The organism is Acinetobacter sp. PK01 (assembly GCF_022819285.1).
In the GTDB taxonomy this organism is placed as follows: domain Bacteria; phylum Pseudomonadota; class Gammaproteobacteria; order Pseudomonadales; family Moraxellaceae; genus Acinetobacter; species Acinetobacter tandoii.
Window position 1 is genome coordinate 773,739 of sequence record NZ_CP094643.1, and the last position, 22,994, is coordinate 796,732.

The following is a 22,994-nucleotide window of genomic DNA, read 5'->3' on the forward strand; positions in this document are numbered from 1 at the left end:
CTTTGTATTTCTTACTTAAAGCTTATTACTTACAAGAAAGCCCTCTAAGTGAGGGCAGTAAAAAATTGCGCCGTTCGGAGTATTATTTGTCTGTAAAGTTGCTGCCAAGCAAAACAACATTCTTAGGCTCAACTAGAGATACGTTTTTCTTTTCATCAATTAAGGCGCAGAGTGCAGAACCACATTGAATTAAATATAAAGTCTGATTGGAGTTATTTGCACTAACTTTAGGTAAAACTTTTACATTCGCTAAGTATTTCGCCCCATTTTCTTTCCCTTTGGTTTCAAAGTGAGATAATGCATATAAATAGCCAATAAGTAATCCGATACTCAAAAGCATGGTAACAGCAATTGATGAAAAGCTTTTCTCAAATTCTTCTTGTTGCGATCGATTGTGAGGTTGCAAAGTATCAATATGTTTAATCTTTAATTTACGTTGTAGATATTGGACAATTTTTTTATCTAAGAAAGCTGCAACGCCTAAAGAACTCCATATATGGCGTAATGCGAAGAGAATAATAAATACTAAAGTTGTCCAAATAAATAGGTTAAAACCTTTTAGAAACCCCCAATAAATCTTATCTTGCACAGAAAAATTAAGAACAATTGGGTCTATATAGAATGGTCTAAGTAAACCGCCTAAATATGCTTGCCCAACACCAAAAGGAAGAACAGTTAGTAAGGTAATAATAATTGCTGTATCTAACGAAAAATTAAACTTCATATTACTTCCTCTTTGGACACTTCTTACCATTCCCACCCGGCAAGCAATCACACGCTTGACCATCGCCGTCACGGTCTAAACTTTTCCAACCAGTTTGACCTGATTTTTTACGTTGTTCATACCAGTCTTGAGCTTGTTTTTGGGTGCTAAAGTCAGCGCATTTTTTTGCATAAACTTGGATGGAAGTGAACCCCAAAACTATAATGAGTAAAAATTTCATAATCTCTATATGTTTTTTTAACGGCTTTTATAAAAATTTAATTGTAGTATATTTAATATATTGTTTATTAGAAATTTATCATAAAAAATTTAGGGTGATGATGTGAAAAAAATACTAATCTTGAGCTTAACTTTAATGGGGATTGGTCACATAGCATACGCTGAAACGCTTATACCGCGTAGTGTGGCTGGTGACAAAGGTAAATATTATTTAATTGAATCCAAGCGTAGTGGCAATATTGTTACTGCAATTCATAAGCGTGTCGGTGTTTACGATACCTATTACACTAAGACAGAAACCAACTGCTCTACCATGAAAATGCGTGAAATAGGTGGTAGTGATGTCTCTGTGAAAGCAATCAAGGTCAACCCGACGAAATGGTTTGATTTAGTTCCTGGTTCAAGCAAGAGCGATCTAGCAAATTTTGTCTGTAGGAAACACAAATAGGTAATTTGTTTATTTTACTTTTGTGAATGTTACTCAATGTAAGCAAGGTTTATAAGTTTTGCATTGCTTTGTTTATAAAATTAGTCGGTATGCAGAAAGAACCAATAATGTTTGAATTTCTTAGAAATTTATATTTTTTCAATAATCCAAAATTTAGAGAGTCACTTGTGGTTAATTATATTTCAGAACCAAATAAACATATTGAAGAATATCTGGATTATTATTGTGAAGATTCATTAAATGATTACGCAGTACTAATTAATGGAAGTTGGGGGGCAGGAAAGACTTGGTTTATTAAAAAGATAGAAGATAAGCTTAAAGATAAAGGATATAAAAGAGTTATTTATATAAGTCTAAATGGTGTTTCTAAAAAAGATATAATAGATGATGAAATATTTTGTGCTTTACACCCAATATTAAGTCATCGTGCTACAAAATTTTTTGGTAAAGTTGCAGCAGGGTTAGTAAAAGCTTCAACAAAAATTGATTTAAGTAATGGTGGTGAGAAAGATACGTCACTATCAATTTCAATTCCTAATCTTGATGTAAATTCCGCATTAAATGATGGTGAAAAATTAATATTGATTTTTGATGATTTAGAAAGATGCCAAATGCCTATAGCGCAAACACTCGGTTATATCAATTATTTTGTTGAACATACTAATTCTAAGGCTATTATTCTTGGTAATGAGAGTGAAATTAGAAAAAATGATAAAGAAAAAAAATATGATGATGAGAAGGAAAAGTTAGTCGGCACAACTTTTACTTTCCACGGAGATGCTAAGAATGCTTTATTGAGTTTTATAGGAGAACTTCCTAGACTAGATGTGAAGCACAAACTTAAGGAAAAAGTAGATTTAATTATTGAAATATATAATCTATCTAATTATAAAAATATCAGAACACTTAAACAGACTATTAGAGAGTTTGTGAGATTTCATGATTCTGATTTTTTTAAGAAAGATGATGAGCTATTTGACTTAATTTTAAAATATTTCTTGATATTTTCTCTTGAATATAGGAATTCAGGTTTTTATGAGGAAATTTTAAAATTCAAAGATGATAAAGGTAGTGATGAGACTAAAAATAAATTAACAATGGATGGTTTTATATCTAAGTATGATTTAAATAAATTTAATGGATATATTTTAAATAAAAAAACATGGAATAATATTATTGTCGATAATATTGTAGATAAAGACTTAATTAATAAGGGGCTTGATGAAAACTATTTTAGAACTAAAGCTGAAAAGCCAGTCTGGTTTCAATTAATGAACTACTTTGATATGAGTGAATCAGAGTTTGATGATCTAATTAAACAAGCTATATTAAAGTTAGAACAAGAATTTTTTGAAAATTGGGAAGATGTTATACATACTTATAGTATGTTGGTATACTTTAAAGAGAAATCTATTATTGGGGATGATTTATCTGGTTTAAAAAAACATGCTTTAAACTCATTTAATAAAACAATTCCTATTAAAGAGAATATTAAAAGTTTAAGTAATATTGATTATAGGGAGCATGCAGCTGGATATTCTTTTTATGCTAATGGGTTGAAGAGTTTTAGTGATTTTTTAGATGAAGTTAATGCTGAATATGAGAGAAAATATGAGAGTTATTTTAATGACATGGCTGTTGATTTGCTGGATTTAATGAGTAAAGATTCTAGTTTATTTTATCATAGAATAAATTTAACGAATAGCAGTGATAATTTATTCTATGATCAACCAATATTTAATAAAATTGATGCTGTTGAATTTTCTAACAAATTGTGTGATCTATCTAAATCAGACTTATCTACTGTTTTACCTGCATTAAGAAAACGTTATCAGCTTCAAATACAAGATCCTGTTTATCCAAAAGAAAAGGATTGGATAAATGATGTTGTTAAAAATATCAAAGATGAAATATTACCTAACTCTCTTCGATTAAAAAAAGCTAAAATTGAGCAGAAAATTTTACCTATATTCAAACAAATTCATGATTCTGCATATATTGGAAATTAATTCCAAAGCTTGAAAAAGCACCTTATGGTGCTTTTTTCTTAAGTAGCTCAACAGCCTGAGTCGTTGAAACTGATAATTCATTCAGCATATTTTTTAAAGCTGTAATTGTCTGATCCTGATTTTTAATGGTTTGTTCTTGCTGTTCAATAATAGAAATCACTTTATCAAACCTATCAATTATGCTTTTTGGGTCATTGATTATTGGGTCACTAAAAGTTTGCTCCAACCTAGCCACAATATCAGCATTCATAGAGCGGTTTAGCTCTTTAGCAGACTCTGCAATTTTATCTTTTAGTTCTGGCGGTAAGCGTAAATTGTATGCAACACCTAGATGTTTACCCATGACTTCATCCTGAAAAATTCTGTTGACATGGTATCAAGTGGACATATATATTTGCAATATGTCCAGTGGACATTATTTTGAATAAAAAAATACCCCGAACATTCTTGGCGGAAGACGGGGTATTTACCAATACCAAATGAAGGATATTGATATGACTAGTTTATCACTTTGTTTTAGGGATACAACTCTCGATGTGATTATGCATGACCAAAAGCAATGGATTAGCTCGCGTCAACTTGGTCAGATGTTAGGTTATGCGAGAGAAGATGCAGTTAATAAAGTATTTGAAAGAAAAGCTGATGAATTTTCTAGTGGAATGACCTGTAACGTCAAAATGACGTTGCAGGGTCAAACACGCGAAATTAGAGTTTTTTCTTTGCGCGGTTGTCATTTAATCGCTATGTTTGCAAAAACACCAGTCGCCAAAGAATTCCGTAAATGGGTACTCGACGTACTGGAAAATGAAATAAAGCATCAGCAAATCGACACTCGAGTAAAAATCAACGCAGAGCAACAAGCCATACTCAAGGAAATTGTCGACCGACGTTGTGAGGGCAGCACAAAGAAACGAACCGAACTCTGGGCTAGACATAACAAGCACTTTCGCATCCCACGTTATAGCGAACTCTTAGCCATTCACTTTCAAGATGCTGTGGACTACCTAGAAACCATGCAAATTAAAGCCAAAGGGGACATTCATATAGATGAAAACCAATCTATAGAAATACTCTGCGGGCAAGCCAAACTATTTCAGGCATGGTGGAATACCCATAGCCCAGCACTGGCAAAACTGAATCCGCTACTGGTGTCTATGCTGCATGACAACATGTTCTATATGACCTATGCCATATCGGATCTGTGTAAGAAGTACGGTGTAGAACTGCCAAACTATGACTATAAACACATGTTTGAATTAGCAACTTCACCGCACCAAAGGTACAGCCTAATCAAGTAAAAATAACCGCCTGTAAGGGCGGTTTTTAATTGCTAAGTTATGGCTATGCCAAAGCGATATATAAGATAAATTTACTATTAAGCATTTCATGGAAAAGTCTTAAAAAGTTGTAGAGAAATGAAGTGCTAAATTATTGATTTTATTGGGTCTAGTTGGGTGAAAATTTGACCAAAAAAAGCTCAAAAATAACCTATGAAATTGTTATATTCCAATGGCTTATATCAGGTCATAGCTTGATATTGACATCGTAGAGGTCTCCAGTTCGAGTCTGGATATGCCTACCAAACAAAATCAAAGACTTACAGTTAGAATCAATAACTTGTAGGTCTTTTTTTTGCCTGTAATTTGGCGCAATTGGTGCATTTGTTGCTCTTTTTGGTAAAAATACGCCATAACTTACGCCAAGATTACGCCAAGACCTGTACGATGAAATTACCCAAAGCCAGAAAAAGAGGTGATGCCTATCGAATTGAATTAATGTTCGATGGAAAGCGTTACTCAGCAACCCGAGATACAGAAAAAGAATGTGAGCAGTGGGCCGCAATAAAAATACTTGAGTTGAAAGCAGGTGCCAAAGAAGATGCTCCAGTAAATGAAAAACCTGTTTTCACCTATAAGCAGTTATTTGATGTTTATTGGGATAAAGTAGGCAAGCATACAAAGTCTAAAGATTGGATTTTGACGCAGTACAAAACCTTTGAAAAAAAGATGGGTGAGTTGGCCCATAAAAATATTCATGACATTACACCACTCGATTTGGCAAGTAATTTAAATCTAATTTTTAACAGCCATAGGACTTAGGTTCTATGGCCGCTTTTTTAATTAGTTATTAACAAGTGTGAGTGAGTAAGTTAATGAAAAATCAAAATGTCACTGATAGAATCCATAACGTATTTTTTCAATGATATTTAATTATGAATAAAAGAAATGATATTCAGATTTTGAGAGCTTTTGCTGTTATTTTTGTGGTGTTATTCCATCTTGAAATTTCTGGAATTCAAAGTGGTTTTTTAGGTGTTGATGTTTTTTTTGTTGTAAGTGGTTTCTTAATGGCGATTCTTTATAAGCCAGGAGAAACAAAAAAATTCTTTGAAAGGCGAGCAAAGCGCTTACTTCCTGCCTACTTTGCGACAGTAATCCTTACATTAATTGCAGCAATATTTATTGTGCTTCCTTCAGAACAAGAAGCCGTTCTAACTCAATCAATATATAGTGTTTTCTTTGCTAACAATTTTGGATTCTGGCTACAGAACTCTTATTTTAGTAAGTCTGATTTCAAACCATTGTTACATTTATGGTCACTTGGAGTTGAAATCCAATTCTATTTAATAGTGCCACTACTGGTCTTTTTCTTTAGAAAGTCTAAATTTTTCTTACCTATTGCGTTGGTAGGTTCTTTATTAAGTTGTATTTTTATCTTGGGGTTAGCGCCTCAAACATCATTTTTTATGATGCCATTACGTGTTTGGGAGTTCTTGATAGGCTTTGTGGTAGCTTATTATCTCACTAATAATGGTAATATTAAGTTCAGTAATTATAGCTATTTAGGGTTAGTTGGCTTAATAGCGATCTGTGCTGTTCCATTCCTTCACATTGATGGAAACTCTGTAAATAGATTAAATGCGCACCCTGGTATACATGCACTAATAGCATGTATTGCGACTGCTTTAGTTCTAAGTTTTGGATTACCAAAAATTTTACAAGAAAGTAAGCTTGGTTTATTTCTTTCTAAAATTGGAGACTATTCATACTCTATTTACTTAGTTCACTTTCCAATAATTGTTCTATATCTGTACAAACCATTTACGGGGACAAATCTTCATCCTGAAAGCCTATCAGACAAAATTATTTTATTTATTCTGATTGTAGTTGCTTCAATATTGATGAATAAATTCATCGAAACACGGAACTTTAAAAACATAAAATTGGTTTATGTTGTTTCTGCTATATCAATTTTTGCTCTAATTGGCATCACCAAAGTTACTCAAAATTACTTCTATAACCAACAAGAAAAAAATATTTTTGCGGGCTTAAAGGATCGTGCAACATATCGTTGCGGTAAGCTAAAACGTATTGTCGATCCGAAGGCTGTGACATGTAAAATAAATAAAGAAGATTTTGATAAGTCAATTCTATTGGTCGGTAATAGTCATTCAGATTCTATAAAAATGGCTTTTGCGAGTGTAGCTGAAAAACATAAGTTTAATACTTATTTTGTTGTATCAAACACACCATTGATCGAGGGTCCATTTACAGTAAGCACACTTATCAGTGAAGCCGAAAGATTGGGTACAAATACAATTGTTATGCATTACTCATCACCAGCATTGGACGATAAGCTGCTTGGAAAGATTGAGGAGATTTTAAAACATAAGGACATCACGATACATTTCATTATGCCTGTGCCTATCTACAAAGAACCTGTGCCCAAAATTTTATATAACAATAATTCAGCTGCTTTGTATGGTGTAGATAAGTATCTTGATGATAATTCTAATTTCTTCAAGAAAATTGAAGCATTAGAAGTTCAACATAAAAATCTAAAAATATTTCATGTTAAGCAAATATTTTGTAATACACAATGTGTGATAAGTGATGCTAATAAATACCCTTATTACTTTGACAGTAATCATTTGAACTTAACTGGAGCAAAACTCTTAGAACCATTATTTAATAAAGAATTTGATGGTCTCTAATTAAAGTTTAAACACTCAACAAACCCCTATAAACCCTGATCTTTAATTAGATCAGGGTTTTTTATTACCAAAAATAAGGGGGAAGCATGACAGATCATGCACAAACAGCAATTGAAGCAAGTGCAGCGGTTACAAGTGCTTCTTCAAAAACTGCTGTAGCTGGTGGGGGAGTTTCATTTTTGGGGTGGGCATCGGGTTTAGATCCGATGACGCTATTGGGTGTTGTTATTGGTTTAGGCGGCTTACTGGTCAGCATATTTAGTTTCTTTGTCACTTGGTACTACAAGAGCAAAGCTGATCAACGCGAAGCTGAGCTTCATCGAATCGCACTACGTAAAGCTAATGGTGAATGCAATGTCGAATAAAACGTAGTATGCCGTGACTATGGCAACAGTGATCAGTTTAGCTGGTGTTGCGTGGACTCAAAACCGCGAGGGGACAGTGCTAAAGCCTTACTTCGATAGTGGTAAGGTTGCCACGATTGGAACAGGTACAACAGTTTACCCAAACGGTCAGAAGGTAAAAATCACAGATCCAGTAATTACCAAAAAACAAGCTGCTGAATATCTGCAATTCCACATGAATAAAGATGCAAAGATTTTCAATAAGTCTTTGCTTGGCATTCCACTTTCGCAAAATGAGTATGACTTATACATGGATTTCACTTATCAGTTCGGTACTGGTGCGTGGTCACAATCTTCAATGCTTAAAAGTCTAAAAGTACGCAACTACGAACAGGCTTGTAAGTCACTTTTGAAATGGAAATACGTTGCTAAGAAAGATTGCTCAATTCGTAAGAACGGCTGTTATGGCGTTTGGACTCGTCAGCAAGCCCGTTATGAAAAGTGCATGGGAGAGAACTAAATGCCGATTCTCTATCTGATTTTGAATAACAAACGGTGGACCTTAATCATCATTCTTTTGCTGTTCTCGCTCTGGAAAACTTGGCAGACCAATGACTATGCAGGGGAGCTTATGAAAGCCGATCTTGCATGCAAAGCCAAAGTTTAAAAGGAGGTAGCGAAAGCGGTCAAACCATACAAAGAAGCAGAAGAAGCTGCTAAAGACAAAGCACAGAAGGCCAGTGAAGATTATGAACAAAGCAAAGAAACAGAGCGTGTTAAAACAGAAACGATTACACGTACGGTGCAAAAGATCGTTGAGCGTCCTATTTATATCAACACTTGTCTTGATGATGACGGGGTGCGTCTCATCAACGAAGCTGGTAATACCGGCTAATTTAAAAGTAGCTTGCCCTGATTTGCAAAAATTGGAATCGGGTCAAGGTAAAGATGTATTGCCAATTATGATTGATGATCGTCGAAAGTATGTCGATTGTCAGCAACGGCACGCAGCGATTATTTCAATTGTTGAAAAGCCTTCTATGTGAGAGCTTGTTTACAAAAACGTAGCGCTCTCAGATCTTCATTGTTATGGTTATTAAAATCAGCTATATTGAGATCAGTTAGAACCGATTTAGCACTTAAAACTAAGTCGGTTTTTTCATTAAAAACCTGTGGATAACTTGGTTTTTACGCCATTCTTACGCCAAATTAAATTAAGCAATTGTTTTAATTGAGTTTTCCGCACCTTGACATCGTAGAGATCTCCAGTTCGAGTCTGGATATGCCTACCATATATTTATCAAAGGTTTATAAGTGAAAACAGTAGCTTCTAAGCCTTTTTTAATGCCTTCTATTTGTTTAACCTCCTTTAATTGCTGTATTTAATTTCATTAATAAAGTTTATTTTGTGTCAGGATTTGTGGCAAAAATGGGTTGGAACGCATTGAATAAAACGTGGTGATTAATTTTTATACAATTTTGCTGTGATGGTGGGTACATATGAAATTACTTAAACCTAGGCAGCGTGGCAGTAAGAGGTCTGTATCTATTATGGTCTACAGTAAAAGAGCGTAAACTTTCTAGAATTCACTTATGAAATCATGAGAATCTCTGAAAGTTTGACGTTATGAGTAAATAAATAGGATTTGTACTATAAAACACATAGCATACTTTGAAGTAAAAAACTGAGTAAAAGTCACATAAATAATCAGTCGTTCCTAAAGATCTAAAGCAAAATTATGTTTTCAAACTATTATTTATATCATTAGACCGAATAGTAAAATTTAATAAACAAAATGAAACAATATCGGTTCAGGCTGAAAGGAGTACTTCTTTACAGCCTAATGCCAAAATGCTAATAATCATAATGTTTGATCTAGAATAAATTAATCACTTAAAGGAGACCTAAAGTGATGAATAGAATAGATTTAAAATTAATAAAAAATGGTACGGGAGAGGAGTTAGTTTTAAAATATTGTATCGTTCAGTCAATAATGATTACTAGTAAAGACATCGAGGTACCTGTTGAAGAGGGGGATTTTCTTCACCATTCATTGCCCGATGGAATGGTTGAAAAATACGTAATAGATGAAGTGATTTCAAATAAAGATACAAATCCACATTACGAAATTTATGTTTCAAAACTGAATTAAATTAATTATTTAAACTACCCACAATGCTCAGAGGATGAAAATTATCTGAGCATTGTTTTTCAAAGAAAAATTCTAAAAAGCATAACTGAGTAGGTTTAACTTTTCTTATATGAAATGTTCACAATTAGTCTGTAAAAAACTTTGTAAGAGGGATGAGACAAACCACAAAAAATGATCTGAGTGATGAAAACTGAATAACAAGAAAAAAGCCAAGAACTACAATTCTTGGCTTTTAATTTCCAACCCATATATGAGGTAATGATTAAAAACATGAGTCATAATGATGCGAAATATTACTTAAGTTTCTAGGAGTAACAATCGAAGCTAGTAACTTAAGAGAAAATTCTACTTTAAGATCCTATTATTTTTAGGGGGGATTACCAAACCAGAGAATTTTGTGAAAATATTTTGGAATCTCACTTCCATCGCCATAATCTTAATGGTGATAAACAGACTTCCAAATATAGGTTTATCTTATATCAGGCTATATGAATGATGAGAAAACTAGCTAAAAATAAGGAATTACGTATTTGGCCGTATATAGTTTCCTAATATTTTACTTGGAGTTTTGACGGTTCAACTTGCATAGACCCATTCAATTATTGATATTTAAAATATTGTAACGTTTAAGGGATGTTACAAGCAAACTGATCAAGAATTGATTGATCGTCGTATAATATAAAAAGTTATTGGCTAATGATTCGAGAATAAAAATGACAACTAAGAAATTACACTGGTACATGGTTAACTTGAATTTTTTACAAGATAGTAATCCAATCCCTAAGAACCATGTCGTGTTTCTTCCAATGGAAGAGAAATATGAAAACTTGAATGCAGCCATGGTGAAGCATTTTTCGATGTTGGGCAAAGACTGGCTAGAAAATAATGGGCATCCACAAATTATGGACATATTCGCAACGTGTATTACTTATTTAGGGTTTATGTCGAATGACGAGTTTTATGCAGAATAATTTATATCGTTTAAGGAGATGGTTTTAATTGGACGATCTCGAAATTTCTCTTCTAATTGGTGTGCTGAATGGGTTCATTCGATGAGTTGTATTGTATTTAGACCTCATCTGATCAGACTATTGCTTTAATCACACAGTTAAGTCGAAAGTATTCGCTGGTGGTCGATGTTTATAGAGCCTTAAAGACAATATCGTGTGCAGCCATCGAGAGCGATACTGTAATTCATTTAAATCCTATCGCTTGATCGTGAGCATTCATACCAAATGAAAATTACTTTATGACAGAGTTTTTTTCAATCAGTTTGACTTGATGAATGGATAGCACTTTATACATAGTCCCTAAGGGCAATAGATTCGAAACAGTCATATCAACACTGTTTGCAAACCTAGAGTATCAATATTTCTAGCCGCGTACATTTCAAATATTAAGGATTCTAGTTCCGCATTGGCTCGCGTATTCAGAAACTTTAATGGATATTCACGCTGGGGATTTAATTCATCAAGATCTTTGCGCAGAATATTTTTCCCATCATTTGTGTAACATTGGTCTAGAAATGCACATCTTCGACAAACTAGACCTACATTGGCGATCTCTTAAAAAATTTAAGCCATACAAATTGTGGTTTTATTTCTGTATTCATAAACACCAATCATATTGAAAGAATGTCTATGAATCACACAGATAATAATATTAAATTTAAAAAATACATTTTTTCAATCAATTACACATATATGCTAACTGAATTCAGCTACTCGACAATCTTGGCATTCCTAATATTATCAACATTTTTATTCATTAAATGTCTTACTATATTTTTGAACATTATCCCTTGAATAAAGCTAAGTTGTTGTTGATGTTGGTTATAAAAATCATCTGGGCTATCAAATATTCCAAAATCTTGATTAATTCCTTTATCCTGAATATAAGTATTGCTTAAATTCCAGTCTATAGGCGGATTTTCAAAATTCTCTGTAAAGACCCCAAATCCGCAGAAAATATTTGAAGGACTCTTATACATTTTTTGTAGATTCGTTAGGTATTCTTTATCCAGAATTACCCCTTCTAAAATAAACCAACTTTCATTTACATAGACTTCTACCCAACTATGCAGAATATTTTGTGGAGACAGCTTGTACCAAATGCCATCAATAGCCCCTTTTTGTAAGCTTTTATCGATTGTAAAACCATGCAGTCGGGTTGGAATTTTGACAGCTCTTAATAAAGCCATCAATAAAGTCGCTTTGGTGTTGCATTGACCATAACCGTCATTTAAAACAGTAGATGCTGGAATTGAGTCTTTTAAATTATAACCAAATTGAATTTCATCTCTTACAAAGTTATAGATTTGCTTCACTTTTCCAATATCACTCAACTTATGCCATTCTTTCTCTTGAATTAAATTTTTAATGAATGGGTGGTTATAATCGAGTAGTGACGTTGCTTTAAGATATTGTTCCATAATTTATATTCCAAATCTAAAGTGAGTAATTGGATTAAAAACTATGGAGTAAGTCTGAAGTCAAGGTTAAGCAGAGAAATACGCCCCGACCATCTAGATATATTCAAATATGAGTCTATTTAAGAAACTCATATTTTTAACAATAACGACTCGTGTATTGCCCTTATAAAGGATCTAACTATTTTTTGGGTGGAAGGAGGATGGTTCATAAATAACATGGTAATAAGCTTATGTTCGGATAAGTTCGAAATTGACACATAATCAAACAGAATGTGCTTAAGTGAATTAAATTTCTTCTTTGGGTGGAGGCGCTCAATTCGTTGAGTGGGTGTTTAGTGAATAATATATGAAGATCTATCGTCAGATTTTTATGAGAAAAATTTGAAAGGACTTATTTGAAGAATTTTATTTCTAAATTGTTGAATAATAATGAATAAATGGGTTTTCATTAATGATTATAATTTTGCAGTTATAAATTGCTGGTGCAATAGATTCTGTATGAATGTAGCACACTGAAATATTATTTATAAACAATTGAAAAATATAATTTTTAAATGAGTCGGCTCTATTTGATTTAAACAAAGTGAACTAGAAAAAAATATAGTGTATATTTTACCAATAATTAAAAAATTTATTTTATTATAATGAAAAAGTTCCTTATACCTGTGTTTCTATTGATGGTCTGTATCTTAGGATTGAGCGTATATTACGAATCTGAGAACAGGCAGAAGCAAGAAATTGATCGTTTGATAAACGAAGCACATAGCTCACTCCAAAAAATTGAAGCTGATGCTCAATCAAAAAATATTTTGAGGAAAAAAGATCAATAGCAGTACGAATTTATTTTTGTAATTAAAGATTTAAATTTACTCGTATCTCATTTTTTAAGGCTTAGTCGCTGCCGTGCATAAATTCTAGAAACAACGTGAAAATCAATATGTTATAATCCACGCCGAATTTAAAGAAATGTTTATGTTTTTTATTTAAGCTATTGATTTATAAAGTATAAGTGTTAAGGCTGCATAATATATGCAGCTTTTTTCGTTTACTTGAAAAGGAAGCCTTATGTTTGGCAATGACAGTTTCCTTGTTTAGCTTAAAAAAAAGCATTAGATATTTGGCATACCCATTGCTTTAAATTTCGAGAATCAAATGGCAAAAAGTTTATTTTTAGTCCAATTCGGAATTTTGGCATAATGTTTTTTTACAGGGGCTAGGTCATGACGACTCCTAATCCATCTTCAGAAAACGTACTTGAACGCTTATTTAAATTAAGCGAAAACAAGACGACTTTTCGTACTGAAGTTCTTGCAGGTGTAACCACTTTTTTAACCATGTGTTACATCATTATTGTTAATCCAATGATTTTATCCGAAACAGGGATGGATCATGGAGCAGTCTTTGTCGCAACATGTCTCGCAGCAGCGATTGGCTGTTTAGTGATGGGGATTATTGCGAATTATCCAATTGCTTTAGCACCTGGTATGGGTCTTAACGCCTACTTTACCTATTCTGTTTGTATGGGGATGGGTGTGCCGTGGCAAACTGCTTTGGCAGCAGTATTCGTTTCTGGTTTGGTTTTTATTGCCATTAGCATGTTTAAAATCCGTGAAGCGATTGTCAATGCAATTCCAATGTCACTTAAGTTTGCAATTGGCGGTGGTATTGGTTTGTTCCTCGCACTAATTGCGTTAAAGAACTCAGGCATTATTGTTGATAATCCAGCAACACTGGTTGGTTTAGGTGATCTTAAGCAACCGACCGTATTGTTGACGTTGTTTGGATTTTTAATGATTGTGGTACTACACCAGTTTAAAGTACGCGGTTCGATTATTATCAGTATTTTAGTGCTGACTGCAATTTCTACCGTGATGGGGCTAAGCGAATTCAAAGGTGTTGTAGGCGAAATTCCTTCAATTGCACCTACATTCTTACAGATGGATTTTGAAGGCTTATTTACCGCGAGTCTAGTGGGCGTCATTTTTGTCTTCTTCTTGGTGGACTTATTTGACTCAACAGGTACTTTAGTAGGGGTCGCGCATCGTGCTGGCTTACTGCAAGATGGTAAATTACCTCGTTTGAAAAAAGCATTATTTGCTGACTCAACAGCTATTGTTGCAGGTGCTGCACTAGGTACATCATCAACCACGCCTTATATTGAGTCTTCAGCAGGTGTCGCAGCAGGTGGTCGTACAGGTCTTACAGCTGTTGTGGTTGGTGTTTTATTTATCTTGTGTTTGTTTTTAGCCCCATTAGCACAATCTGTACCTAGTTTTGCAACAGCTCCTGCATTGTTATTTGTGGGTGTGTTGATGATTCAGGGGATTACCCATATTGAATGGGATGATATTACTGAAGCTGTGCCTGCATTCCTAACGATCGTATTTATGCCATTTTCATACTCAATTGCAGATGGTATTGCGATGGGCTTTATTAGCTATGCGTTAATTAAATTATGTACTGGCAAGGCTTCAACTGTTCCTTATATGGTTTGGATTGTTGCAGTGCTTTGGGCAATTAAATTTGCATTTTTTGGTGGTTAATCCCCCACACCAATGTTAAGGGTGTAAACTTGTTTACACCCTTTTTCTTTTTTAAGGATAAGGTATGAATCAACTTGAGCTCATCCGTGCTTTACCAAAAGCAGAATTACACGTTCATATTGAAGGGACTTTTGAGCCTGAACTGATGTTTGCAATTGCACAACGTAATCAGATTGAAATTCCTTATAAATCAGTTGAAGAAGTCAAGCAAGCCTATAATTTTCATAACCTGCAATCCTTCCTTGATATTTATTATGCAGGTGCAAACGTACTGGTGCATGAGCAGGATTTCTATGATTTGGCTTGGGCATATTTCGAAAAATGTCATGAAGATCGTGTCATGCATACAGAAATGTTCTTTGATCCGCAAACACATACCGATCGTGGTGTTGCATTTGAAACCGTAATTAATGGTTTACAGCGTGCTTGTGATGATGCTCAAACACAATATGGTATTAGTTCACATTTAATCATGTGTTTCTTGCGCCATTTAAGTGAAGAAGCTGCATTTGACACATTGGAACAAGCGATGCCATTTAAAAATCAAATTATTGGTGTTGGACTCGACTCTAGTGAAGTTGGACATCCACCTTCAAAATTTGAACGTGTCTTTGCCAAAGCACGTGAAGCAGGTTTCTTGGTCGTTGCACATGCGGGTGAAGAAGGTCCAGCAGAATATGTATGGGAAGCTTTAGACTTACTTAAAGTGAATCGTATTGATCATGGGGTACGTTCAGAAGAAGACCCTGCTTTAATGCAACGTTTAATTGCAGAGAAAATGCCGTTAACGGTTTGTCCACTCAGTAACTTAAAGCTGTGTGTAGTTGATGATATGGCAGAGCATAATATCCGCCGTTTATTGCAGCAGGGTGTGCATGTCACAGTCAATTCAGATGATCCATCATATTTTGGTGGTTATATGAATGACAATTTCATTGCGATTACAGAAGCATTATCTTTGTCGAATGATGAATTGAAAAAATTGGCTCAGAACTCTTTTGAAGCATCATTTATTAGTGATGCTGAAAAGCAAAAATGGATTACAGCAATCCAGAGCCTGTAATTCTTTTAATATAAAAAAACCGCACGAGATTGTGCGGTTTTTTATGATTAGGTTTTACTTGGGTTGGCGGGTCATACTGGTGAGCACACCATCTTTATCGATAAAGTGGTGTTTTAATGCAGCACCAATATGCCCTACAACCAATAAACCTGCTGCCCAAGATAGATAGATGTGTAACGGTTTTACAATTTCCAATACATCATAGTTTTCTTCTAGAAGGCGAGGAATCTCAAACATATATAAAACAGGTGCAGGATGACCTGCGCTCCAACTGAATAAACACCCCGTGATTGGTAAGGCAAGTAACATCAGGTATAGCGCTAAATGCCCAAGATGAGCCAATACCTTCATTGTTGGAGACATGCTGTCTGGCAGTGAAGGGGCTGGATGCGTATAACGCCAGAAAATACGAATCATGACTAAGAAGATAATGGTCGTAGCAATGTTCTTGTGTAAGGTGATGACGTCACCTTTGAAGCTTCCATCAGTCTCATAGCTTAAAAAGTTCCCACTATAGAAACCAATGATCCAAGCGACAATAAAAATAATCGCCATGATCCAGTGTAAGACCTGCGCGGTACGCGTGTAATAGGGGGATGTATTTTTCATAAAGTATGAGTGAATAGGCTGAATAATTTTTATAATCTTACTGAAGTTAAAATTACAAAAAAATGCAAATTCTGCAACGATGCGTATATTTGTTGCAACGCTGATGTTATTTGATGGGGTTTGTTGCTAAATTGCACAACCAATTGATCATTAAGTCAATCAGGGCTTTTTATTTACTGGTGTTGCGGCACAATAGCGCTACTTTAAATCAATCATCAAGGTAATATTGTGAAAAAAAGATTAGCTGCATTTGCGCCTGTTATTTTAGTTCTAACGGCTTGTGCTACAACAGAAACAGCAACAACTACGGCAGCGACAACCCAGCAAGTAGGGATGGCAGCGATCAAAATTGCAATCAATTCAAAATGTGTGACAGAATTAAATAATACTCCTGCTTGGAAAAAGTCTACACAGCTTATGACTGCTGAGCAAAAACAAAATATTCAAACGGATATTTGTGGTTGTGTGAGCGAAAAAGCACCACAAAATGTGACGACTGTAGATTTGGCGACTGCTGCTATAGACCCTGCAGCACGTGCAACGATAGTCAATAATGTTGTGGCGAAAACCATTCAAAGTTGTGTGAGTGAAGCGGTAAATAAATAATTTAAAAAGCTAGGAATCTCCTAGCTTTTTTATTGCAATACTTTTTGTGCTTTATCATATTTTATTTTATATTGTTCAGAACAATAAATGACCTATAAATCTATTTACGTAAAACAAAGGTTGAATAATGATGAAAAAATATAAGTTTTTAATGTGTTTAACTGGAGTATTAATGCTCTCTGCGTGCGTATCTTCACCATTATCTGGTTCAGAATCAGATGGTATTTCTGTGATTCGAATAGCGTCAAACCAAAAATGTATGAAGGAAATTGAGAGTAATCCTACTTGGATTGTAGGTAGTAAACTTTTATCTAAAGATCAAAAACAAAAGAAAAAACGTGAAGTATGTAAATGTGTGGGTGACAATGCACCGAAAATGTTCTCTAAAGAGCAATTGGCTTTAGCAGCAATAGATCCGAAGGCAAAAGATGCTTATTCTACATTGGCTGCAACAAAAACTTCTGCAACATGCACAGCTGAAATGTTAAAATAAGTATATTGAATATATGATTAATTCTAAGATGGCTGATTTTCCAGCCATTTTTTATGAGAGTAAGACATGCGAGTAGCGGGTGTAGATGAAGCAGGGCGTGGTCCTTTAGTTGGTTCGGTTGTAGCTGCAGCTGTCATTCTTGATCTGAATAATCCAATTGAAGGGTTAAATGATTCTAAGAAACTCACAGAGAAAAAGCGTGAGAAGTTATTTTTAGAGATTCAAGAAAAAGCATTGGCATGGGCAATTGCAGAAGCCAGTCATGAAGAAATTGATGACATCAATATTCTACAAGCATCCTTGTTGGCAATGCGCCGTGCAGTGGAGGCATTACAAATCACGCCAGAGCATGTCTTGGTGGATGGAAATAAGATTCCACAAGGTTTAAACATAAGTTGTGATGCTGTAGTTGGAGGGGATGCATTGCATGCAGAAATTTCTGCGGCCAGTATCTTGGCCAAAGTCACGCGTGATCGAGATATGGTGGCTTTAGATCAGAAATATCCACAGTACGGTTTTGCCAAGCACAAAGGTTATCCAACCAAAGCGCATTTTGAAGCTATCGCGATACACGGTGTTATTGCAGAACATCGCCGCAGTTATGCACCAGTAAAAAAAGCCTTGTCACAATTTGACTAGGCTAGAAAATTTAAAGCGGCTTAGAAAAGCCGCTTTAGGAGATAACGTTTAATTTTAACGATTAAAGTTATTCTGGGAGTAATTATCTTCTTCAAAAGAAGGCTGATAATCTTGATCGAGATGTTGCAGGTGTTCGTGCATCGCACGTTCATGTTGAATGCGTTGATAGATTTCTTCGCGATGAACTGATACTTCTTTTGGAGCATTTACGCCAATACGAACTTGGTTGCCTTTAACGCCAAGTACAGTAACACTGACTTGATCCCCAATCATTAATGTTTCTCCGACACGTCGGGTCAGAATCAGCATGTTTATCTCCTTGCAAAATGCTAAACCTGCATTGATTAAAAAGTTAAAAAAACACAACCTTCGTTATAAAGAAAATTTTAACAGAACTTATAAAGACAAATAGGTAGGTATTTATAGAATTCTGTTGAAATTTACTAAAACGCCTCTGGGCTAATATAACAGAGCCACTATAGAAAAAACTATAGTGGCTCTGTATTTTTATAGGATTTTAAAGAAATTGTCTTACAAAAGACAATTATCTTTTAAGCGCGTGCGCTTGACTCGCCATGTTCACGGTCTAGACCAAATGCGGTGTGTAAACAACGAACAGCAAGCTCTAAATAGTTTTCTTCAATAAGTACAGAAATTTTAATTTCTGATGTTGAAATCATTAAAATATTAATGCTTTCATCTGCCAATGCTGTGAACATTTTGCTCGCAACACCTGCATGTGAGCGCATACCAACACCAACGATTGAAACTTTAACGATATCATCACGAGTTACAACTTCACAGCCTTCAATGCTGCTGGCTGTTTGCTCTAAAATTGCCTTTGCTTTTGCCAAGTCAGTACGATTTACAGTAAAAGTAAAGTCTGTTGTACCATCTTCTTCTACGTTTTGGATAATCATATCCACTTCGATATTGGCATTGCTGATCGGCGATAAGATTTTAGATGCAATTCCTGGCTCATCAGGAACACCCAAAATAGTGAGTTTTGCTTCGTCACGGTTAAATGCAATACCTGCAATGATTGGTTGTTCCATATCGTCTTCTGCCTCAGTCGTAATTAGTGTGCCTACGTTTTGTTTGAAATCTTCATCAAATGCACCATCATCATCATTATCAAAGCTTGATAATACGCGCAGTGGAACTTGATATTTACCTGCGAATTCAACAGAGCGGATTTGTAAAACTTTTGAGCCTAAAGATGCCATTTCTAGCATTTCTTCAAAAGAGATACGGTCAACTTTTTTCGCTTTTGGTGCAACACGTGGGTCAGTGGTGTAAACACCATCCACATCCGTATAGATTTGGCATTCATCTGCTTTTAGTGCAGCCGCTAAAGCCACCCCAGAAGTATCTGAACCACCGCGACCTAAAGTTGTGGTGTTGCCATCGGCATCAAAACCTTGGAAACCAGCAACGACAATGACACGACCTGCATCTAAGTGCTCAGTCATTACGTCAGTATCAATCGATTCAATACGAGCTTTGGTAAACGCGCTGTCCGTTTTAATACCAACTTGGCGACCAGTGAGTGACTTAGCTTCAACGCCAATTGAATTGAGCGCCATCGCTAACATGGAAATCGTTACCTGTTCACCCGTTGAGACCATTTGGTCAAGTTCACGTGGGTCAGGGGTGTCCGTAATGGCTTTCGCGAGAGCTAATAAGCGGTTTGTTTCACCACTCATTGCTGATACTACAACCACTACCTTGTGGCCGTGGTCATGCCAGCGCTTCACACGACGAGCAACATTTAAAATGCGCTCGGGGGTACCCATAGAAGTACCGCCATATTTTTGAACGATTAATGCCATAGTTGTTCCATATAAGCCATGACCCCGAAGTGCCAATCAGGGTCAGTTACACAAAAGGTGAAGTTTTATTTTGCTTCAAGCCAAGCAGTTAAATCTGCCATCACTTTTGCAAACTTCTCGTTTAGTGGCGCGCCACCTTGTGCCAAGTCAGGTTTGCCACCACCTTTACCACCAAGCTCATTCGCTAAGTGTTTGATGATGTCACCCGCCTTTATAGAAGCAGTAAATTCTTTTGCTACAGATGCGATCAAGCTAACTTTGTCACCCTCTACACCTGCAAGAACGATTACTGCATTTTCTAATTTTGATTTCACACCGTCATGAAGGTTGCGAAGTGCTTTAGCATCCATACCTTGAATAGTTGTGATTAAAGTTGTGCGACCTGCAAGTGTCTGAACTTGGCTTAAAAGTTCCGCAGCTTGCAAGCTTGCTAATTTCTGATTGAGTTGTTCAATCTGTTTTTGCAATGCAGATGAAGTTTCAACAATTGCTTCAACTTTTTCTACAGTTTGATCTTTCTGAGCTTTCAATACACCATTGATATGCACAATATCTGCTTCAGCTTTTTGTACAACTTCTAAAGCTTTAGTACCTGTTACTGCTTCAATACGACGTACACCCGCAGCTACACCACCTTCAGAAGTGATTTTAAATAAGCCGATGTCGCCAGTACGTTGTACGTGAATGCCACCACATAGTTCAATCGAGAAGTTCTTCTCTTCAATAATTGAACCCATTGAAAGAACACGAACTTCATCGCCATACTTTTCACCAAACAACATCATCGCACCTTTGGCTTTTGCAGATTCGATGTCAAGAAGTTCAGTGCTAACTGCAGTATTTGCGATCACCTCAGCATTGACTAAACGCTCAATTTCTTGAAGTTGTTCAAATGAAACTGGCTGATCGTTGGCGAAGTCAAAACGTAAAATATCACTAGCAACTAAAGAGCCTTTTTGCTGAACGTGTGAGCCTAGAATTTGGCGCAATGCAGCATGTAAAAGGTGAGTTGCAGAGTGATTACGCGCAGTTGCGGCACGAATATCTGCTTTTACAATGGCGTCAACAGTTTGTGATGCTTTTAGATGACCAACAGTCACGATCCCTTGATGGACAAATGCACCGCCTGATTTTTTAGTATCTTGAACTTCAAAAATACCAGTTTCATTTTTGAAGATACCTGTATCACCAATCTGACCACCACTTTCAGCATAGAAAGGTGTTTGATTCAACACGATGAGGGCTTCGTCACCTTCAACGACTTCATCAACTTGCACACCATCTTTATACAAGGCAATAATTTGACCCTGTCCAGCAGTTGCATCGTATCCGTCGAATTGTGTTTCACCTTCAACTTTTACAACGCTGTTGTAGTCAATCGCGAATTTACCAGCATCACGTGCGCGTTGGCGCTGTGCAGCCATTTCAACTTCAAAGCCCGCTTTATCAATGGTTAGATCACGTTCACGTGCGATGTCAGCAGTTAAATCAGTTGGGAAGCCGTAAGTGTCGTAAAGTTTGAAGACCACTTCACCTGGGATTACAGAACCTTTCAGTTGAGCCAATTCAACTTCAAGCAATTTCAAACCTTGCTCTAAAGTTTTAGCAAATTGTTCTTCTTCTTTCAGCAATTGCGCTTCAATACGTGCCTTTTGTGCTTCAAGCTCTGGATATGCAGCACCCATTACTTCAATTAAAGGCAGCAACATTTTGTGGAAAAATGAGCCCGTTGCACCCAATTTGTTACCATGACGCACTGCACGGCGGATGATACGACGAAGCACATAACCACGACCCTCATTTGAAGGGTTTACACCGTCTGCAATCAAGAAGCAGCAAGAACGAGCATGGTCAGCAACCACTTTAAGTGAAGCAGGGTACTGAACAGGCGTGCCTTTTTCTTTTGCTTCAGCTTCTAAGGCTGTTGTATCTAAACCAATAATTTCCGCCGCAGCTTTTAATATGTGTTGGAATAAATCGATTTCGTAGTTTGAATTTACGTGTTGTAAAACCGCAGAAATACGTTCCAAGCCCATACCTGTATCAACAGAAGGTGCTGGAAGAGGGTGAAGCACGCCATCCGCAGTACGGTTAAACTGCATGAATACGTTGTTCCAGATTTCAATGAAACGGTCGCCATCTTCTTCAGGTGTGCCTGGTAAGCCACCCCAAATATGATCACCATGGTCAAAGAAAATTTCAGAACATGGACCGCAAGGACCTGTATCGCCCATTGCCCAGAAGTTATCTGATGCGTATTGACCACCTTTGTTATCACCAATCCGAATAATGCGTGATGCATCTAAACCAATTTCTTTGTTCCAGATGTCAAATGCCTCATCATCAGTGTGATAAACCGTGGCATATAGTTTGTCTTTTGGTAGTGCTAACCATTTATCGCTAGTCAGGAATTCCCATGCAAATTTGATGGCATCGCGTTTGAAATAATCACCAAAGGAGAAGTTACCTAACATTTCGAAGAAAGTGTGGTGGCGTGCTGTATAACCGACGTTATCTAAGTCATTGTGTTTTCCGCCAGCACGGACACACTTTTGCGATGAAGTTGCACGAACATAATCACGTTTTTCAAGACCTAAAAAGCAGTCTTTAAACTGGTTCATACCAGCATTTGTAAATAATAATGTTGGGTCGTTGGCGGGTACTAGAGAACTCGACGCGACACGTGTATGCCCTTGCGATTCAAAATAGCTTAAAAAAGCTTCGCGAATTTCAGCTGATGTCATAAAACGAGTACTCACAACCAAGTCACTCCATAAATCTTGAATTTGGCTAAATGTATTGTTTATAGGTGGTTTTAGCACATTCTATAAAATACAGGCTTAATTTTTTAAAACGCCAAATTATAACGGAAAAAGCCCCATGCACA

At 35.9% G+C, this 22,994-nt stretch carries 24 protein-coding genes; 16 read left to right on the forward strand and 8 right to left on the reverse strand.

Going from position 1 to position 22,994, the window contains the following annotated elements; genetic code table 11:
- Positions 1 to 82: 82 nt before the first annotated feature.
- Entirely contained in the window at positions 83 to 787 is a 705-nt protein-coding gene (locus tag MP622_RS03735) for a hypothetical protein (protein WP_243793444.1), read from the reverse strand.
- Positions 726 to 944: an excalibur calcium-binding domain-containing protein gene (locus MP622_RS03740; RefSeq protein WP_243792606.1), complete on the reverse strand. Its 219-nt coding sequence runs from the start codon at positions 942 to 944 to the stop codon at positions 726 to 728. Before MP622_RS03740 ends, MP622_RS03735 begins: the two co-directional genes overlap by 62 nt.
- 102 nt (positions 945 to 1,046) lie before the next feature.
- On the opposite strand from MP622_RS03740, the gene MP622_RS03745 reads away from it, so the two are divergent.
- Positions 1,047 to 1,391, forward strand: a complete 345-nt coding sequence (locus MP622_RS03745) for a hypothetical protein (protein ID WP_243792608.1) — start codon at positions 1,047 to 1,049, stop codon at positions 1,389 to 1,391.
- An 89-nt stretch (positions 1,392 to 1,480) separates the two neighbouring features.
- Positions 1,481 to 3,400 carry a P-loop NTPase fold protein gene (locus MP622_RS03750; protein WP_243792610.1) on the forward strand — a complete coding sequence of 640 codons (1,920 nt, stop codon included), beginning with the start codon at positions 1,481 to 1,483 and terminating at the stop codon, positions 3,398 to 3,400.
- 22 nt (positions 3,401 to 3,422) lie between these two features.
- On the opposite strand, the gene MP622_RS03755 is transcribed toward MP622_RS03750, so the two are convergent.
- Positions 3,423 to 3,743 carry an Arc family DNA-binding protein gene (locus MP622_RS03755; protein ID WP_243792611.1) on the reverse strand — a complete coding sequence of 107 codons (321 nt, stop codon included), beginning with the start codon at positions 3,741 to 3,743 and terminating at the stop codon, positions 3,423 to 3,425.
- A 151-nt stretch (positions 3,744 to 3,894) separates the two neighbouring features.
- On the opposite strand from MP622_RS03755, the gene MP622_RS03760 reads away from it, so the two are divergent.
- The 9 genes from MP622_RS03760 to MP622_RS03795 all read left to right on the forward strand — a co-directional run bounded on the left by MP622_RS03760 (position 3,895) and on the right by MP622_RS03795 (position 10,862).
- Positions 3,895 to 4,698, forward strand: a complete 804-nt coding sequence (locus MP622_RS03760; RefSeq protein WP_243792613.1) for a Bro-N domain-containing protein — start codon at positions 3,895 to 3,897, stop codon at positions 4,696 to 4,698.
- Between the two features lie 426 nt (positions 4,699 to 5,124).
- Positions 5,125 to 5,499: a hypothetical protein gene (locus MP622_RS03765; protein WP_243792615.1), complete on the forward strand. Its 375-nt coding sequence runs from the start codon at positions 5,125 to 5,127 to the stop codon at positions 5,497 to 5,499.
- 113 nt (positions 5,500 to 5,612) lie between these two features.
- Positions 5,613 to 7,394, forward strand: coding sequence for an acyltransferase family protein (locus tag MP622_RS03770; RefSeq protein WP_243792617.1), 1,782 nt, complete (start codon positions 5,613 to 5,615; stop codon positions 7,392 to 7,394).
- 86 nt (positions 7,395 to 7,480) lie between these two features.
- Positions 7,481 to 7,759: a holin gene (locus MP622_RS03775; protein WP_243792618.1), complete on the forward strand. Its 279-nt coding sequence runs from the start codon at positions 7,481 to 7,483 to the stop codon at positions 7,757 to 7,759.
- Between the two features lie 19 nt (positions 7,760 to 7,778).
- Positions 7,779 to 8,258, forward strand: coding sequence for a lysozyme (locus tag MP622_RS03780; RefSeq protein WP_243792620.1), 480 nt, complete (start codon positions 7,779 to 7,781; stop codon positions 8,256 to 8,258).
- Entirely contained in the window at positions 8,259 to 8,405 is a 147-nt protein-coding gene (locus MP622_RS03785; RefSeq protein ID WP_243792621.1) for a hypothetical protein, read from the forward strand. It begins immediately after the preceding gene.
- Between the two features lie 250 nt (positions 8,406 to 8,655).
- Positions 8,656 to 8,784, forward strand: coding sequence for a hypothetical protein (locus MP622_RS17380; RefSeq protein WP_279577668.1), 129 nt, complete (start codon positions 8,656 to 8,658; stop codon positions 8,782 to 8,784).
- 867 nt (positions 8,785 to 9,651) lie between these two features.
- Entirely contained in the window at positions 9,652 to 9,891 is a 240-nt protein-coding gene (locus tag MP622_RS03790) for a hypothetical protein (RefSeq protein WP_052662040.1), read from the forward strand.
- Between the two features lie 713 nt (positions 9,892 to 10,604).
- Entirely contained in the window at positions 10,605 to 10,862 is a 258-nt protein-coding gene (locus MP622_RS03795; RefSeq protein ID WP_243792623.1) for a hypothetical protein, read from the forward strand.
- 749 nt (positions 10,863 to 11,611) lie between these two features.
- Here the strand turns inward: MP622_RS03795 and MP622_RS03800 are convergent.
- Positions 11,612 to 12,322, reverse strand: coding sequence for a transglutaminase-like domain-containing protein (locus MP622_RS03800; protein ID WP_243792625.1), 711 nt, complete (start codon positions 12,320 to 12,322; stop codon positions 11,612 to 11,614).
- A 1,220-nt stretch (positions 12,323 to 13,542) separates the two neighbouring features.
- Here MP622_RS03800 and MP622_RS03805 point away from each other — a divergent pair.
- Together MP622_RS03805 and MP622_RS03810 are read left to right on the forward strand one after the other, a co-directional pair.
- Entirely contained in the window at positions 13,543 to 14,865 is a 1,323-nt protein-coding gene (locus MP622_RS03805; protein WP_016166588.1) for an NCS2 family permease, read from the forward strand.
- A gap of 64 nt (positions 14,866 to 14,929) precedes the next feature.
- Positions 14,930 to 15,928: an adenosine deaminase gene (locus MP622_RS03810; protein WP_243792627.1), complete on the forward strand. Its 999-nt coding sequence runs from the start codon at positions 14,930 to 14,932 to the stop codon at positions 15,926 to 15,928.
- 54 nt (positions 15,929 to 15,982) lie between these two features.
- Here the strand turns inward: MP622_RS03810 and MP622_RS03815 are convergent, their stop codons facing one another.
- On the reverse strand, positions 15,983 to 16,537 hold the full coding sequence (locus MP622_RS03815; RefSeq protein ID WP_243792629.1) for a cytochrome b: 555 nt from the start codon (positions 16,535 to 16,537) through the stop codon (positions 15,983 to 15,985).
- A 228-nt stretch (positions 16,538 to 16,765) separates the two neighbouring features.
- On the opposite strand from MP622_RS03815, the gene MP622_RS03820 reads away from it, so the two are divergent.
- From MP622_RS03820 to rnhB, 3 genes are all read left to right on the forward strand, one after another.
- Positions 16,766 to 17,143 (forward strand): hypothetical protein, encoded by a 378-nt coding sequence (locus MP622_RS03820; RefSeq protein ID WP_044738518.1) that lies wholly within the window; start codon positions 16,766 to 16,768, stop codon positions 17,141 to 17,143.
- Between the two features lie 127 nt (positions 17,144 to 17,270).
- Positions 17,271 to 17,636: a hypothetical protein gene (locus MP622_RS03825; protein ID WP_228155303.1), complete on the forward strand. Its 366-nt coding sequence runs from the start codon at positions 17,271 to 17,273 to the stop codon at positions 17,634 to 17,636.
- A 66-nt stretch (positions 17,637 to 17,702) separates the two neighbouring features.
- Positions 17,703 to 18,275 carry a ribonuclease HII gene (gene rnhB, locus MP622_RS03830; protein WP_243792631.1) on the forward strand — a complete coding sequence of 191 codons (573 nt, stop codon included), beginning with the start codon at positions 17,703 to 17,705 and terminating at the stop codon, positions 18,273 to 18,275.
- Between the two features lie 54 nt (positions 18,276 to 18,329).
- Here rnhB and csrA read toward each other — a convergent pair whose 3' ends face one another.
- From csrA to alaS, 3 genes are all read right to left on the reverse strand, one after another.
- The gene (gene csrA / locus MP622_RS03835) at positions 18,330 to 18,584 is read right to left on the reverse strand and encodes a carbon storage regulator CsrA (protein WP_016166582.1); all 255 of its coding nucleotides are present in this window, start codon (positions 18,582 to 18,584) and stop codon (positions 18,330 to 18,332) included.
- A gap of 242 nt (positions 18,585 to 18,826) precedes the next feature.
- Positions 18,827 to 20,107 (reverse strand): aspartate kinase, encoded by a 1,281-nt coding sequence (locus MP622_RS03840; protein ID WP_016166581.1) that lies wholly within the window; start codon positions 20,105 to 20,107, stop codon positions 18,827 to 18,829.
- 65 nt (positions 20,108 to 20,172) lie between these two features.
- Positions 20,173 to 22,866 (reverse strand): alanine--tRNA ligase, encoded by a 2,694-nt coding sequence (gene alaS, locus MP622_RS03845; protein WP_243792632.1) that lies wholly within the window; start codon positions 22,864 to 22,866, stop codon positions 20,173 to 20,175.
- Positions 22,867 to 22,994 lie beyond the last annotated feature (128 nt).

Excerpts from the sequence above, each read along its gene's own strand:
- MP622_RS03735 (WP_243793444.1), bottom strand. The coding sequence starts at position 787 with ATGGTCAAGCGTGTGATTGCTTGCCGGGTGGGAATGGTAAGAAGTGTC.
- MP622_RS03740 (WP_243792606.1), bottom strand. The coding sequence starts at position 944 with ATGAAATTTTTACTCATTATAGTTTTGGGGTTCACTTCCATCCAAGTT.
- MP622_RS03750 (WP_243792610.1), top strand. The coding sequence starts at position 1,481 with ATGCAGAAAGAACCAATAATGTTTGAATTTCTTAGAAATTTATATTTT.
- MP622_RS03755 (WP_243792611.1), bottom strand. The coding sequence starts at position 3,743 with ATGGGTAAACATCTAGGTGTTGCATACAATTTACGCTTACCGCCAGAA.
- MP622_RS03760 (WP_243792613.1), top strand. The coding sequence starts at position 3,895 with ATGACTAGTTTATCACTTTGTTTTAGGGATACAACTCTCGATGTGATT.
- MP622_RS03765 (WP_243792615.1), top strand. The coding sequence starts at position 5,125 with ATGAAATTACCCAAAGCCAGAAAAAGAGGTGATGCCTATCGAATTGAA.
- MP622_RS03770 (WP_243792617.1), top strand. The coding sequence starts at position 5,613 with ATGAATAAAAGAAATGATATTCAGATTTTGAGAGCTTTTGCTGTTATT.
- MP622_RS03775 (WP_243792618.1), top strand. The coding sequence starts at position 7,481 with ATGACAGATCATGCACAAACAGCAATTGAAGCAAGTGCAGCGGTTACA.
- MP622_RS03780 (WP_243792620.1), top strand. The coding sequence starts at position 7,779 with ATGGCAACAGTGATCAGTTTAGCTGGTGTTGCGTGGACTCAAAACCGC.
- MP622_RS03785 (WP_243792621.1), top strand. The coding sequence starts at position 8,259 with ATGCCGATTCTCTATCTGATTTTGAATAACAAACGGTGGACCTTAATC.
- MP622_RS03790 (WP_052662040.1), top strand. The coding sequence starts at position 9,652 with ATGAATAGAATAGATTTAAAATTAATAAAAAATGGTACGGGAGAGGAG.
- MP622_RS03795 (WP_243792623.1), top strand. The coding sequence starts at position 10,605 with ATGACAACTAAGAAATTACACTGGTACATGGTTAACTTGAATTTTTTA.
- MP622_RS03800 (WP_243792625.1), bottom strand. The coding sequence starts at position 12,322 with ATGGAACAATATCTTAAAGCAACGTCACTACTCGATTATAACCACCCA.
- MP622_RS03805 (WP_016166588.1), top strand. The coding sequence starts at position 13,543 with ATGACGACTCCTAATCCATCTTCAGAAAACGTACTTGAACGCTTATTT.
- MP622_RS03810 (WP_243792627.1), top strand. The coding sequence starts at position 14,930 with ATGAATCAACTTGAGCTCATCCGTGCTTTACCAAAAGCAGAATTACAC.
- MP622_RS03815 (WP_243792629.1), bottom strand. The coding sequence starts at position 16,537 with ATGAAAAATACATCCCCCTATTACACGCGTACCGCGCAGGTCTTACAC.
- MP622_RS03825 (WP_228155303.1), top strand. The coding sequence starts at position 17,271 with ATGATGAAAAAATATAAGTTTTTAATGTGTTTAACTGGAGTATTAATG.
- rnhB (WP_243792631.1), top strand. The coding sequence starts at position 17,703 with ATGCGAGTAGCGGGTGTAGATGAAGCAGGGCGTGGTCCTTTAGTTGGT.
- csrA (WP_016166582.1), bottom strand. The coding sequence starts at position 18,584 with ATGCTGATTCTGACCCGACGTGTCGGAGAAACATTAATGATTGGGGAT.
- MP622_RS03840 (WP_016166581.1), bottom strand. The coding sequence starts at position 20,107 with ATGGCATTAATCGTTCAAAAATATGGCGGTACTTCTATGGGTACCCCC.